Source organism: Bacteroides caecigallinarum, from assembly GCF_016901995.1.
GTDB lineage: Bacteria > Bacteroidota > Bacteroidia > Bacteroidales > Bacteroidaceae > Phocaeicola > Phocaeicola cellulolyticus.
In genome coordinates this window covers 38,713-53,782 of sequence record NZ_JACJLE010000025.1, presented here as the reverse complement: position 1 = coordinate 53,782, position 15,070 = coordinate 38,713, and the positions used below count along the sequence as shown (strand labels likewise).

Sequence of the window (15,070 nt, the reverse complement as noted above, 5' to 3'; positions counted from 1 at the left end):
CAATATACTTTTCTTGATATAGAATTTATTGAGGCAGTAGATGGAAGTTTATTGACTAAAAAGGAATTATTGTTTAATCAGGATAAAGCTTTTCGTATATATGGAAGAACTCTGTCTGATGGTGAGATAGGATGTACGTTAAGTCATCAATTATGTTATCGCAAAATAAAGGATAATAATGACGAATATGCATTAATTCTTGAAGACGATTTGTTCATATCAGATCCAAAAGCTATTAATGTATTAGAGGATATAGAGAAAATATGTAATACATCAAAACCAGAGATTATACTTTTATCTGGCGATTATTGGTGGACAAGAAAGTCAAAAATAGACAATGTTTATTCAATCGCATCTGTATTTGACGCTTCATGTACACATTCTTATATTATTAACAAAAGAGCTGCTATTGCGCTGATTGTCGATGTACCTTATTTTATAGCAGATGATTGGCTCTTATTTAAAAGAAGAATAGTTTTAAAGGCTTTGCATCCGCATTTGATTGATCAAAATAGAGATGATTTTAAAACAGAAGTACATGCATCAAATATTGGGATTGTAAGAAGGAAATTATCTTTTAAACGGAATCTTTATTATTACATTATTGCTATAATTAAGAGATTGTTAAATATAATCCATCATTTCGAGTATAAGAACTTTAAAAATGGAAGACTTTAAAATTAATATAAGTATGATTACAGTGGTAATGGCTGTATATAATTCATCAGGAACATTGGTGAGAGCTATAGAGTCTGTAATAAATCAATCATATGAAGATTGGTTGATGATATGTGTAGATGACGGTTCTACGGATAATTCATTGGAAATACTGAAAAGTTATGCTCAAAACGATCAAAGAATTACAGTCTTGTCACAAAAGAATGGTGGACCTGCTGCAGCCAGAGCTGCAGCTTACCAAATAGTAAAGACTCCATATGTGACATTTTTAGATTCAGACGATTTATTTAGTTCGGATCTTTTGTCCAGTCTGATGGATTGTGCAAATAGAACGGATGCTGATACAATTATACCTAATGTGTTGTGTGAACAGCCAGATGGTTCTTTTATGAACTGGAATATTGCTTACGGTATATCTGAAGGTACAGAAACAACAGGTGAAGAATGCTTCAGTAAAACATTCATACAGCCAACCATTCACGGATATAATATGTGGAAGACAGACCTGATAAAGCGGTTTGCTTTAAATAAAAACGCTACATACAATAATATGAATGCGGATGAATACATACAAAGATTATTATTGTTAAACAGCAGTAAAGTAGCTTTTTCTGGCGGAACGTATTACTACAAATGTAATATGCAGAGTATTACTAAGGGGTTTACTATACGTCAATTGGGTTATCTGGAAACTTGCCTTAAATTTATTGATCTTATTGAAGAATATCATTTGACAGAGCCTGTCTCATCTATAATAAAGGAATACTATTTCAGACATATTATACATTTACAGATTCGACTATATAAAGATGGAAATTCTCTGTCAAAAAAAGATTATGAGACTATGAGGTCAACTATAAAAGAAGCTTATTTTCAAGCAATGGCCTATAAAGGTGATTTTCATTTTAAAGAAAAGAGATATCCTTTATTTTATAAAGCAACATCAACAAGTGGATACTTATTATTCTGTTTAACTTGTTATCTGTTTGCAAAATATAAAAAATGCAATGGCTAAAGTTTCAGTAATTATCCCTATTTACAAAGTTGAAAACTTTATTGTTCGCTGTGCAAAATCACTATTGCAACAGTCTTTGAACGAGGTGGAATACATATTCGTGGATGATGCTACTCCAGACAGGAGTATAGAACTGTTGGAAGAAGTAATAGGGCAGTATCCTGAACGCAAAGGGCAGGTCAGGCTGTTGAAGCATCAGACAAACAAAGGACTTCCGGCTGCACGGAATACAGGGTTGTCCGTCGCTAAGGGAGAATATATCTTCCATTGTGACAGTGATGATTTTGTAGAACCGAAAATGCTTGAACGGTTATATCTCAAAGCTAAGTCTGATGAAGCGGATATAGTCTGGTGTGACTGGTGGCTTTCTTTTGAACGGAATGAACGGTATATGAAGCAGCCTGGATATGCTACACCAATGGAAGCCTTGAAAGGACTATTGGAAGGTACTATGAAGTTCAATGTATGGAATAAGCTTGTCAAAAGAACCCTTTATGCAGATTATAATATACAGTTTCCATCCGGTTATGGTATGGGAGAAGATATGACAATGATCCGCCTTTTTGCGAGAGCCGGAAAGGTTTCTTATTTGGCTGAAGCCTTTTATCATTATGTGCAACTGAACACTGGAGCTTTCTGTAAGACTGAAAATAAACAGCATCTCATTGATTTAAGACATAATGTATCATTGGTGGAGGATGACTTGTGGAGTCTTTATGGAAAAAAAATAGAAACAGAACTGGCTTTTTTTAAGCTGAATGTAAAATTTCCTTTTTTAATAACAGATAATCCAGCCAAGTACAAATTATGGGAAGCATGGTTTCCTGAAGCAAATAAATTCATACTTAAAAACAAAAACATTTCCTTGAGAAGCCGACTGCTGCAATTGGCTGCCTGGAAAAAACAATACTGGCTTGTAAAACTGTACTATATCTGCATACACCGTCTGGTATATGGAGTAATTTACCGATAATAATTTATGTTGGCAATACGAATAGTCGGAATAACATTTGCAGTTATTCTGACCAGCTTTTTTTTCTTTCCTTTTGAGTTTACAATTTTTCCTGGAGTAAATACAAAAATGGCATTAGCCGGTATCGGTCTACTAATTTTAGGATATCGACTTGCCAGTCTTCGAACAGGCTTAATTGATAAACAGTTTTTCTTACTTTCACTATGGGCAGGAATTGTTTCAATTATAGGATGTCTCTCTATAACATTTAATAATACCCCTGATACGGCATATGCAAGCTATATCATATCTATGTGGGTATGGCTAAGTGCTGCATATACAGTAACTACTTACATCAAAATGGTTCATAGTAATATTTCAACTATGTTATTGTTACGTTATTTAATAGTTGTCTGTGTATGTCAGTGTATTTTAGCATTGCTTATTGATTCTTATTCGAATATAAAACAAATTATAGACCAATATATTCAGCAGGGTCAAGACTTTTTGAATAAGACTAATGTGGACCGGCTTTATGGAATAGGTGCCTCATTGGATGTTGCAGGTTCAAGATTTGCAGCAGTACTTGTGATGATTGCTTTTTCTGTTACTGAAATGTGTAATACAGATGAAAGGAGATATGTACCTCTTCTTTTAGTAGCATTTTTCCTGATAGCTGTTATTGGGAATATGATAGCAAGGACGACAACAGTAGGATTAATCCTGGCTCTTGCTTATTTGGTGTATGTATCAGGGTTTCATACTCTTAAAATAGATAAAAACTATAGTGTGTTATGGAATTGGTTTATTGGAATTTTGTTGGCTACTATAGCAATTTCTGTCTTTTGCTATTATTTTGTACCTGGTACTGAAGAAAAATTACGTTTTGCTTTTGAAGGATTCTTTAGTTTGGCAGAAAAAGGTAAATGGGAAGTTGGATCTAATGTACGTTTAAAAGAAATGTATGTTATTCCACAAAATTTGAAAACATGGTTAATAGGTGATGGTTATTTTTCTAATCCTAACGATGTGGATCCGTATTATACTGGAAAAATAATAGATACTTTTTATATGGGTACAGATATTGGTTATTTGCGATTTATTTTCTATTTCGGCTTGGGCGGACTGTTTGCAATGTGTATGGTTATTTATAAAGCAGGCAGTTTCTGTATGAATAATATTTCTCATTATAAGGTTATGTTTGTCTTATTGCTATTGGTGAACTATATTGTTTGGCTTAAAGTCTCTACGGATATATTCCTTGTTTTTGCATTGTTTCTTATGGTTAGCCGTAGCGAAGAGGAAGACAAACAATTACAGCACAAAATATGAAAATCGTTTATTGTATAGCAGGTACCTGTCATTCCGGAGGAATGGAAAGGGTATTGGCAAACAAGGCAAACTATTTGGCCGTAAGAGGATATGAGATTGTCATTGTAACTACCGACCAGCACGGAAGGCAGCCTTTCTTCCCTTTGAACGAGCAGATCCGGTGTATTGACCTGGATATAAATTATGAAGACAATAACGGGAAGTCTTTTATGAATAAACTGATGCATTATCCTGTTAAACAGTTGTTGCACAGGAAAAGGCTTGAATCAGTTCTTATGAGGGAAAAACCTGACGTTACGGTCTGTATGTTCAATAATGATGCATCGTTTATAACCGGTATAAAGGATGGAAGCGCAAAACTGTTGGAGATACATTTCTCTAAATTCAAACGTTTGCAGTACGGACGCAAAGGACTGTGGAGAATAGCCGACAAATGGAGAAGCAAACAAGATGAAAATATTGTCAGAAGATTCGACAGGTTTGTGGTCCTTACTGAGGAGGATAAGAGATATTGGGGTGAACTGAATAATATAGAAGTAATACCTAACGCAATCACATACATACCATCTGAGAAATCAAATCTTGAGAATAAAAAGGTGGTAGCAGTAGGAAGATATAGCTTTCAGAAGGGATTTGACAGGCTGATAGAAGCCTGGAGAATAGTGGTAAAAGATTTTCCGGATTGGAAACTTGATATCGTGGGGGATGGAGAAGAATATGAAAAGCTTAAAAAGCTGATATCAGGATATGGACTGGATAATTCGGTAGCACTGATAAAAACGAAAAATAATATAGGAGATGTGTATAGAAACGCATCTGTATATGCAATGACATCACGCTATGAGGGCTTGCCGATGGTATTGCTGGAAGCCCAGTCATATGGTCTGCCTATTGTGTCTTTTGACTGTAAATGCGGTCCAAAAGATATTATAGATGAGGGGGAAAACGGTTTTATCGTGGATGATGGGAACATCACACTATTTGCAGGAAGGATGGCTGAACTTATGATGGACATGTCGTTAAGAAAAAGAATGGGAGAAAAAGCCGGGATATCAATCCTTAAATATGATGAAACGACTGTCATGGGTAAATGGATTCAAACATTCAAATCAATATCATATAGATGAAAACTATTGTGGTTTCAGCAGTGAACCTGCGTAAGGGAGGCACACTGACTATTTTGAGAAACTGTCTGGAGTATCTTTCGCAGCTGGCTCAAAACGGAGAATATAAGGTTGTGGCACTGGTGCATAACAAGAATCTGGCGATGTATCCCGGAATAACATATATCGAAATGCCCTGGACTGTGAAAAGCTGGTTCTGCCGTATATGGTGTGAGTATATAACAATGTATAAAATTTCGAAGCAACTTTCTCCCGTTTATTTATGGCTGTCCTTGCATGACACAACGCCTAATGTAAAGGCTGAGAGACGTGTTGTTTATTGTCATAATTCATTTCCTTTTTATCCATGGAAATGGCGTGAACTATTCATGAATTACCGTATCGTATGTTTTGCCTGGTTCACAGAATATATTTACAGAATAAATATTCACAAGAATTATAAGATTGTTGTTCAGCAGGATTGGATGAAAAGAGAATTCATCAAACTTTTCAATCTTCATAAAGACAAAATTATTGTAGCACTTCCGGAGAATAGAACGGATACTGTGGAGATGAGAAATAACCGTAAGTCTTCCGAACCCATTTATACATTTATATATCCATCATATGGTGACATAAACAAGAACTTTGAACTGTTGTGTGAGGCGGCAGCTATGCTGGAAAATGAAATAGGAGAAGATAAGTTTAAGGTTTATATGACAATATCCGGTACAGAGAATAAATACACAAGATGGCTGTATAGGAAATGGGGGCATGTAAATTCTTTAGTTTTTACAGGATTCTTGGACCGTGTGAAACTTTATGAATTATATGGTAATGCCGATTGTCTGATATTTCCTTCGAAAGTTGAAACATGGGGATTGCCTATAAGTGAGTTTGCACAGTTTGAAAAGGCAATGCTGTTGGCAGATTTGCCATACGCGCATGAAACGGCAGCCGGAAGTGCAAAAACTTCATTCTTCGATATCCATGATGCAAATATTCTTAAGGGGAAAATGAAGAAACTGATTGATAACGACAATTCTTTTCTTGAACCGATATCAAAGTACGAACCAGAGGCTCCAGTAAGTCATACATGGGAAGAACTATTCAAGATGTTATTAGGATGAAACCGTATCTTTCTTCGATAGACATTTCTACACTTTCAACGAAAGAAAGGATATTGTTGCAGAAACGTCATGCCTTGCATAGGAAATATGAGGAGGCTGTAAATTTATATATAGACACCGACATGACACAAAAGGCTATAGCTGAAAAATGTAAGGTGTCTTTAGCCGGACTTGGAAACTATCTGCGGCGATATTGGAGAGAGCAGGTTCTAATCAGACATCAGATTTCTGTTGATGATGTTGAACCGGACAAAGTCAAAATAATTGCTGCAGGAACGCAAAGTATAAAAGCTCATGCTAAATATAAGGAAGCTATTGCTGCGTGCGACTCATTAACTTATATTGACTTTAATATCTCCCAAATAGCCAGAAAGTTCGGATTGAATGGTACTGCATTGGCCAACTATATGCGTATTTACTATCCGGACACGTTGATCTTGAGAGAAAAGGTAAGACATAAATTAGGTATTAATGATAATGTTCATCATGGCGTACGGCCGGAATGTGCATTACAGTATGCAGAAGCTGTAGAAATGTACCGTGAATCGAACATGACAATACCTGAAATAGCAGAGTTGTGTAAGGTCTCTGAAAGAGGTTTTAGCCAACATATGCGATTTTATCATAAGGATGTGTTAAAGCAAAAAAAAGAGGAACGCCAAAAGGCACAACAGAAAAAAAGCAAAAATGTAGGAGATTTGATGGGGAACGGACGAATTTGCAGACCGACCTCTGAATCTGAAGAAAAATATAAAAAGGCATTATCATTGTACAAGGACACATCATTGACAATGAAAGAGATTGTTTCACAAACAGGTGTGTCGGCAGAAGCTTTCCGTTTTTATGTTCATAAATGGCATAAAGATCTTGTTTATGAAAGACTGGGTATCAGCGGAGAGATAGATGAAAATACTGACTTGCGCAAAGCAAGAAAAAAGATGAAAACCGTGGCTGCCAAATATGAAAAGGCTATAGAGAGTTTAAGACTCAATCCGCGTCCGGTTACGAAAGTTGCAGAGGAATATGGATTCAATGCTGATGTTTTCCGTAATTATCTACATAAGCATGAGCCTGATCTTGCAAAACAGCAGGGAAAGAGAATGACTGAAGATGGAAAGTATATATCATTACGGTCTGAAGAAAAATACGCAAAGGCAATAGAACTGTACAACACAACTACTGAAAGTCTTAAATCTATAGCAAAAAGACTTAACATCAAATATAACAGCTTGGGAGGATTTGTACGACGTAACCGCCCTGATGTAATAATAAATCATAACAATTTACTCAAGGATTCTGAATAAAGTTATTTATTATTCTTCACAAACATATAACTAATGAAAGAAATTGAGGGTAAAATACTTCAACTTGGAAAATTCTATCCGATTGGCGGAGGAGTGGAAAAGGTGATGTACGATCTTATGACTGGTATTTCAGAAAGAGGAATATACTGTGATATGATGTGTGCCTCTGCTGATAGAAATTCAATGACTGTCAAGATAAACGAGTATGCAAATCTGATATGTACACGTACATGGACAAAGAAGGCTGCTACGATGATATCGCCGGAAATGATCTGGAAGCTGAGGAAAATCTGCAGAAATTATGATATAATACATGTACATCATCCCGACCCGATGGCTTGTATGGCGCTGTTTTGTTCAGGGTATGAAGGAAGAGTGATTTTGCACTGGCACAGTGATATACAAAAACAGAAGACTTTACTTAAACTCTACGAGCCTTTGCAGAATTGGCTGATAAGACGTGCTGACTGTATTGTCGGTACTACTCCTGTATATCTTGAAAAGTCTCCTTTCCTGAAAGATGTACAGGAGAAAACGGTCTGTTTGCCTATCGGAGTGGAACCTGTGTACAAAGATTGTGAAAAAGAAGAGATTATAAGAAAAAGGTATGGTGGAAAAAAAATTGTATTCTCTTTGGGAAGGCTTGTGCATTATAAAGGATTCCGCTATCTGATTGAGGCTGCCAAATATTTGGGAAACGATTATGTTGTTCTTATAGGTGGAACTGGGCCATTAAAGAATGAATTGCAGGAACAGATATTCAATGAAAAACTTGCTGGTAAGGTGGAGCTATTGGGAAGAGTGTCTGAAGATGATTTGCCAGGATATTATGCTGCTTGCAGTGTGTTCTGTATGAGTAGCGTGCAGAAAACAGAAGCTTTCGGGATTGTACAGATAGAAGCCATGTCGTGCGGAAAGCCTGTGGTGGCCACAAGAATTCCGGATTCGGGAGTGTCATGGGTCAATGCGGATGAGGAGTCCGGAATTAATGTAATGCCGGAAGATGCTAAAGGATTGGCTGATGCCATAATGAAAATTACATCCAATGATGAGGTTTATACCAAATATTCAGAAAAGTCTCTAAAGAGATTCAAAACTTTGTTTACCAAAGAACTTATGATTGAGAAGTGTTTAAAAATTTATAGATATGAGTGAAAACAGTGTTAAGATTTTAAATTGTTCGAAGACTGTTAATATGGTCGGAAGTATAAGTCGGAAAAGTAAAGATGCTTTGTCTTTTCCCGGACGTATTCTGAAGAGGGTGTTCGATTTTGTAGCGAGCTTGATTGGGATTATCGTATTTTCTCCTTTTTTTGTCATTATCTATTTCTATATAAAAAATGAAGATGGAGGGCCTGCAATTTTCAAACAGGAGCGTATCGGGTATAAGGGAAAGGCCTTTATGCTGTATAAATTCAGGTCGATGACTATGGCTGCAGAAGCTGATGGAAAACCTGTTCTGTGCAGAAAGGAAGATGACAGGTTGACAGGTGTGGGTAAGTTCCTGCGTGAACATCATCTGGATGAATTACCCCAGTTATGGAATGTATTGAAAGGGGATATGAGCTTCGTAGGACCTCGGCCTGAAAGAAAGTATTTTGTGGATCAGATAATGGCAGTGAATCCTGATTACAAACTGCTGTATAGCTTGCGCCCGGGATTGTTCTCGCCGGCAACTCTTTATAACGGATATACTGACACGATGGAAAAAATGTTGAGGAGACTGAATATGGATTTGGCCTATATGGAGAATCATACTTTATGGCTGGATATTAAAATAATATTTCTAACTGTCTATTATATCCTGTCGGGTAAAAAGTTTTGATTTTATTTACGGTAAGTATTGAATATGAAACCAAAAGAGAATCTGATATTAAGAAAAATAGGGAAGCAGTATATGATAGTAGATACAAATGACGGAAGGACAGACTTGTCTGACGTGTATTGTATGAATGAAACTGCTGCCATGATCTGGAAGAGAATGTGTGAAAATGATTATTCTGTACAAGAGCTTGCAGAATGGTTGTGTAGAGAGTATGATGTAGATATGGATTTGGCCTTAAAGGATGTCAAGGCGCAGATAGATGAATGGATAGAATACGGACTGATGATTGATGATGAACGTAAGTGACTCGGATAGGGTGACAGAGACCTTTTTTATTCTTTTAAGGGCAGGACTATGGGGAAAAGAACCCAATCTTAATAGTTTCCCGCTAACGGTTGATGAATGGCAGGTAGTGTTCACCACAGCCAGGCAACAGACTGTTACGGGGCTGGTATATCAGGGAGTATGCCTGCTGCCTGATAAATTTCTTCCTCCGCAAGGTATATTGCTGAAATGGGTGGCTGCGGTTGATGCCATTGAGAGGCTGAATGTGAGGATGAACAAATCTCTGGGTGAGCTTTATGGATTGTTTCTTCGAAACGGACTTGAACCTGTATTACAGAAAGGGCAGGGAATTGCTTCACTTTATGATAATCCCCTAATTAGGGAATGTGGTGACATAGATCTTTATTTCACTTGTAAATCAGATATAAGAAAAGCACTTGAAATAGTTCGTGGGTATGGATGTAATGTTTCGGCAATGTCGGACGGAAGTTATAATTTTCTTTTTCAAAATATAGAAGTTGAAATACATCCGTTTCTTGTTGACATAAGTAATCCTTTCAGAAAAGAATATATATACAGAACGGAAAAACGTTTAGGGTTCGTAAAGATTGATATGAAAGGTTGTGATACGGAAATTTCTGTTCCTTCTCCTTTTGTAAATCTTATATTACTTAATACACATATATTGAAACATGCATTGGGATGGGGCATTGGAGTCAGGCAATTATGCGATATGGCTATGGCCTGTTACAGTCTTCATGACAGATACGGAAAGGAGGATATGAAGAATTGTTGTATCAAGTTGGGTATAAGAAAATGGACGCGTCTACTCAATGCTTTTATGGCAGACTATCTTGGAATGGATGAGAAATATATGCTATTTAATGAGAGGGAAAAGGATGCCGGGCGATTGGAACATATAGTAATGAAAGGTGGAAATTTCGGAATTAACCGTGAAGGGAGGAAGCGTGAGGGCAAATCTGATTTTAAATCGAAAATAGATACAGCTCGTTCATTTATCAGTAATATGAACATTGCGTTGAGATATGCCCCTACAGAAGGCTTCTGGACTTTTTACGGTCTTGTTAAAGGACAATTGTGATAATGAGAGAATATTTGTTTGATATAGCCGGTTTCGTTTTCGAAGTCATTGTTTCAGATAATATTGATATAGAAAAACTGCTTCCTTCATTCGGACCATTCCGATACGATAATTTCGATACTGTGAAACCTTTTTTCAGATTCTGTGTCAACTGTGGAGGTGTTATGGACGCCTTTGATGAAAGGTATGTGTTTGTGGATGAGTCTGTCAATGACATGGGAAGAGTCAGGCTTTATTCCTCTGACGATAAGTATTGTATAAAAATCAGTTTCATGGATGACGATATGGAACATATCGCATTTGCCGATAAGTGTTTCCATAAGATTTATGCATCTGTAAATATGGCTGACAAATATGCCGGTGAAGTGATTAGTTCATTGCTACGCATGATATTTTCACAGGCTATAATTCCTTATGGAGGGATTTCGGTACATGCATCTTCAGTGCTTCTTGACGGGAAATCATATCTTTTTATGGGAAAAAGCGGAACAGGGAAGAGTACGCATTCAGCTTTGTGGATAAAGGCTTTCGAAGGATGTAGTCTTATTAATGACGACAATCCTGTGATATTCATAAAGAACGGTGTGATAATGGCAAGTGGAACTCCTTGGAGTGGCAAAACTCCTTGTTACCGTAATGTTGTTGTTCCGGTTGGCGGTATAGCCAGACTAAGACAAGCTGTGGTAAACAGATTTACAGTATGTAACGGTTTTGAATCGTTTGTGAATATACTTCCAGGATGTTCTGTTATAAAAAAGGATGCAGGTCTGCAAAATGAGATGCATGATACATTGGCAAGTGTTTGCGAATCGGTAAATATTGGTGTAATGGAATGTCTGCCTGATATTGATGCTGCTTTTATTTGTAGGCAAGAATTGGAAAAATCAAATATACGTATAAATGAGTAAAAATGTTTTGTTTTTGAGCTTTATGGCCTTATGGCTGTTCTCTTCGTGTGCTTCGCGCAAGAATTTTGTATATCTGAATGATATGCAGATGGGAGAGAAGTATCTTATTGATACGAAATACGAGGCAGAAGTCCATTGTGATGATCGTCTAAGTATTTTGGTAAGTTGTAAAAATCCTGAATTGGCTATACCTTTCAACATACAGGGAGGTAATTTCAGGGTAAATGCTGATGGAAGTATCAGTCCGGAGGCAGGAGCTGTGAAAGAGAAAGGCTACCGTGTGGATGCATTGGGAGATATTGACTTTCCTATATTGGGTAAGTTGCATGTTGAAGGATTGAAAATAAGTGAGGTGAAAAGACTTATTGAGACACGCATTAAACAGGGAGAGTATATAAAAGATCCTCTGGTGGCTGTAGAGTTCCTGAACTTTAAATATACTGTACTTGGAGCAGTCGGTAGAAACGGAACATTTACTGTAAATGGTGACCGTATCACTCTGCTTGAGGCTATAGCCAATGCGGGAGACCTGACTTCGAAGGCAAGAATTGACAGAGTTAAGGTGATACGTGAAGTGGGAAATGAAAAACAGATGTTTATACATGACCTGAGAAGTACGGACATATTCCAGTCACCGTGTTTCTATCTTCAGCAGAACGATATAGTATATGTGGAACCGAGATACAGAAAGAAGGATGCTGAAGACAGGGGATGGCAAATAACAACTGTGCTGATTTCACTTGCCAGTCTGGTGACTTCTATTTTGTGGGTGCTTAAATAAAATCGTAGGTTAAAATAATATGCAAAATAATAATCAATCAAGAAGTGAGCAAAATATAAATCTGCTTGATCTGCTCATTTATTTGGCTTCAAAGTGGAAATGGTATCTATTGTCAGTTCTGATATTCGGCGGAATGGCCTGGTATAAGTATGCCACTACACCGTATGTCTATTTCGGCTCGGCAACTGTCATAATAAAAGACCCTTCGAATAAGACATCGACTACAGGACTGGACCGTTTTGACAATTTCATAAACAAAGTGAATGTGGCAAACGAGATGCTTCAGTTCAACTCAAAAAGATTGATACGTGAAGTAGTAAGCAGGACACATGCCGATGTTAGTTATAAAATGAAGGACGGCCTTAGAAATGTGGAACTTTATACGAAATCGCCTGTCGCAGTCAGTTTTGCTGATATGTTGCCTGAACAGTATGTGGCATTTACAGTAACATTGCTGAATAAAGATTCGGTGGAGATTACAGATTTTTCGATGGCTGAAAATGGTGAACGTCAGGTTGTGGAACTGAATGATACAATTTCGCTAAATGAAGGAAAAGTTGTGGTAGTTCCTACCAATTATATGACAGAATCATGGATTGGTGTGCCGGTAAAAGTCAGTAAGATGCCTTTGGATGCAGTTGTATCAGTTTACAGAAACAGTATTGCGGTAAAACAGGAAGAAGAGGAATCTTCTATCCTTACTCTTGCACTTAAGGATAATTCCTCGGAACGTGCAGAGGATATACTGAATATGCTGGTAAACGTATATAATGAGGAAACGATAAGGGATAAGAATCAGGTGGCTGTTAATACAGCTAACTTCATTAATGAACGTCTTATAATTATCGGTCAGGAACTTGGTGATGTGGAGTCCGATTTGGAATCGTTCAAACGTGAGAACCAGACACTGGATATTTCTTCATCGGCAAGTATGTATCTTGGAGAGTCGCAGAAATATAATTCTTCAGCATTAGAACTTGAAACTCAGCTACGATTGGCGCAATATATTAAGGAATATCTTACTGATCCGAAAAAGGAAGCCGATCTGATACCGTCAAATACCGGAATCAGCGATATGAACATCGAAAATCAGATAGGTATGTATAATGCAGCCAAGTTGAAACGAGACAGACTGATTTCTGACAGTAGTGACAAGAACCCTGTGGTGGAAGAACTGAATTCATCGCTGCGCGCAATGAAACAGAGTATTATCCGTGCGGTAGATAATATGATAGTAAGTATCAACGTGAAGCGTAATGATGCACAGAACCGTGAGATGAGGGTACAGGAACGCTTGTCTGCTATGCCTACAAAAGAAAGACAGATGCTTTCAATAGAGCGTCAGCAGAAAATAAAGGAGTCTCTTTATCTGTTCCTGCTAAACAAACGTGAGGAAAATGCGTTATCGCAGGCTATGGCCGATAATAATGCCAGGGTTATAGACAGTGCAGAGGCTACAAAATATCCGATATCGCCAAACAGAAACAAGATTCTTGCACTTGGTATATTGTTGGGATTGGCTTTACCAACCGTAGCATTCCTTGTAATAATGTTTATGGATACACGCATTCATAGCCGTAAGGATATACTGGGTGCTGTGAGTGTGCCTTTCCTTGGCGAGATTCCTCTTGACAAAAACTATAAATCATCACGTAAAGGTGTTGCCAATGCATACGGATATGGTGATAATGTAGTGACTGAGGCATTCAGGATTTTGCGAACAAATATGTCTTTTATGGCTAAGAAAGACAAACCGTTGCAGGTTATTACATTTACTTCGTTCAATTCCGGTGCTGGTAAATCCTTTGTAGCAAAGAATCTGGCTGACAGTCTGGCTTATACTAAAAAGAAAGTGATACTGATAGACCTTGATATACGAAAAGGATCGCTCAGCCACAGAATGCATAAGCATGGGGTAGGTATGACAAACTATCTGGCAGACGAAACCATAGCATTGGATGACATTATACACGATTGCGGTAAAGATTATGATTTCATAAATGCCGGAACTTCAGCACCTAATCCTGCCGAACTTCTTATGGACAGCCGTCTGGATAGTATGATGGAGGAGTTGCGTAAGCGTTATGACTACATAGTAGTGGATAATGTCCCGCTAGGTCTAGTTGCGGATGCCACTATTGCCAACCGTATAGCAGATATTACAATTTTCGTAGTCCGTGCCGGACGACTTGACAAACGTCAGTTGCCGGATATAGAGAAGCTGTATCAGGAGAAAGTCCTTAACAACATGGCTTTGATTCTTAATGGTGCAGACCTGGAACATCGTGGTTACGGATATGGAAGTTATGGCTACGGTTATGGATATGGTTATGGAAGTAATAATAAATGAGAGTATAATTTAAAGATTAAAAATATGGAAAAATGAAAGGATAACTTAAAAAATGAGATTACTAACGGAAAAACTAATTGTTAACTAATAATTGAAAGCGAGGTATAATATGAAGAAAAAACTTTATGAGACTCCACGGACACAACATGTGGAGGTGGAACTGGAAGAAGGAGTTATGACAGGTGGCTCTGTGTTCTTGGATAAAGAAGATTCCAAAGGCCTGAAAATAGAAGATCATCGAGTGGATGAAACTTTTGATTTTTCAAAAAACGATTGGGATTAAATATATGGGATGTTTAATAAAA

At 37.4% G+C, this 15,070-nt stretch carries 15 protein-coding genes; all 15 read left to right on the top strand.

Going from position 1 to position 15,070, the window contains the following annotated elements:
- A partial coding sequence (locus H6A61_RS08160; RefSeq protein ID WP_204392737.1) for a glycosyltransferase family 25 protein occupies positions 1 to 678 on the top strand: 678 nt, incomplete at its 5' end.
- Entirely contained in the window at positions 665 to 1,693 is a 1,029-nt protein-coding gene (locus H6A61_RS08155) for a glycosyltransferase family 2 protein (RefSeq protein WP_204392734.1), read from the top strand. The genes H6A61_RS08160 and H6A61_RS08155, both read left to right, overlap by 14 nt.
- Complete coding sequence (locus tag H6A61_RS08150; RefSeq protein ID WP_204392732.1) at positions 1,686 to 2,666, top strand: glycosyltransferase family 2 protein; 981 nt, start codon at positions 1,686 to 1,688, stop codon at positions 2,664 to 2,666. The genes H6A61_RS08155 and H6A61_RS08150 overlap by 8 nt, the downstream gene beginning before the upstream one ends.
- 6 nt (positions 2,667 to 2,672) lie before the next feature.
- The gene (locus H6A61_RS08145) at positions 2,673 to 3,977 is read left to right on the top strand and encodes a hypothetical protein (protein WP_204392730.1); all 1,305 of its coding nucleotides are present in this window, start codon (positions 2,673 to 2,675) and stop codon (positions 3,975 to 3,977) included.
- Complete coding sequence (locus H6A61_RS08140) at positions 3,974 to 5,104, top strand: glycosyltransferase family 4 protein (protein WP_204392729.1); 1,131 nt, start codon at positions 3,974 to 3,976, stop codon at positions 5,102 to 5,104. The genes H6A61_RS08145 and H6A61_RS08140 overlap by 4 nt, the downstream gene beginning before the upstream one ends.
- Positions 5,101 to 6,210: a glycosyltransferase family 4 protein gene (locus H6A61_RS08135; RefSeq protein ID WP_204392727.1), complete on the top strand. Its 1,110-nt coding sequence runs from the start codon at positions 5,101 to 5,103 to the stop codon at positions 6,208 to 6,210. Before H6A61_RS08140 ends, H6A61_RS08135 begins: the two co-directional genes overlap by 4 nt.
- Complete coding sequence (locus tag H6A61_RS08130) at positions 6,207 to 7,514, top strand: hypothetical protein (RefSeq protein WP_239469152.1); 1,308 nt, start codon at positions 6,207 to 6,209, stop codon at positions 7,512 to 7,514. The genes H6A61_RS08135 and H6A61_RS08130 overlap by 4 nt, the downstream gene beginning before the upstream one ends.
- Before the next feature lie 33 nt (positions 7,515 to 7,547).
- Positions 7,548 to 8,669, top strand: a complete 1,122-nt coding sequence (locus H6A61_RS08125; RefSeq protein WP_204392725.1) for a glycosyltransferase — start codon at positions 7,548 to 7,550, stop codon at positions 8,667 to 8,669.
- A complete protein-coding gene (locus tag H6A61_RS08120) occupies positions 8,662 to 9,339 on the top strand; it encodes a sugar transferase (protein ID WP_204392723.1) in 678 nt (225 codons plus the stop codon). Before H6A61_RS08125 ends, H6A61_RS08120 begins: the two co-directional genes overlap by 8 nt.
- 24 nt (positions 9,340 to 9,363) lie before the next feature.
- A complete protein-coding gene (locus H6A61_RS08115; RefSeq protein ID WP_204392721.1) occupies positions 9,364 to 9,645 on the top strand; it encodes a PqqD family protein in 282 nt (93 codons plus the stop codon).
- Positions 9,629 to 10,726: a nucleotidyltransferase family protein gene (locus H6A61_RS08110; protein ID WP_204392719.1), complete on the top strand. Its 1,098-nt coding sequence runs from the start codon at positions 9,629 to 9,631 to the stop codon at positions 10,724 to 10,726. The genes H6A61_RS08115 and H6A61_RS08110 overlap by 17 nt, the downstream gene beginning before the upstream one ends.
- A 2-nt stretch (positions 10,727 to 10,728) precedes the next feature.
- Positions 10,729 to 11,634, top strand: coding sequence for a phosphoenolpyruvate carboxykinase (locus H6A61_RS08105; protein ID WP_204392717.1), 906 nt, complete (start codon positions 10,729 to 10,731; stop codon positions 11,632 to 11,634).
- Positions 11,627 to 12,415, top strand: a complete 789-nt coding sequence (locus tag H6A61_RS08100; RefSeq protein WP_204392715.1) for a polysaccharide biosynthesis/export family protein — start codon at positions 11,627 to 11,629, stop codon at positions 12,413 to 12,415. Before H6A61_RS08105 ends, H6A61_RS08100 begins: the two co-directional genes overlap by 8 nt.
- A gap of 19 nt (positions 12,416 to 12,434) precedes the next feature.
- Positions 12,435 to 14,765 (top strand): GumC family protein, encoded by a 2,331-nt coding sequence (locus H6A61_RS08095; RefSeq protein ID WP_204392713.1) that lies wholly within the window; start codon positions 12,435 to 12,437, stop codon positions 14,763 to 14,765.
- A gap of 109 nt (positions 14,766 to 14,874) precedes the next feature.
- Positions 14,875 to 15,048 carry a hypothetical protein gene (locus H6A61_RS08090; RefSeq protein WP_204392711.1) on the top strand — a complete coding sequence of 58 codons (174 nt, stop codon included), beginning with the start codon at positions 14,875 to 14,877 and terminating at the stop codon, positions 15,046 to 15,048.
- Positions 15,049 to 15,070 lie beyond the last annotated feature (22 nt).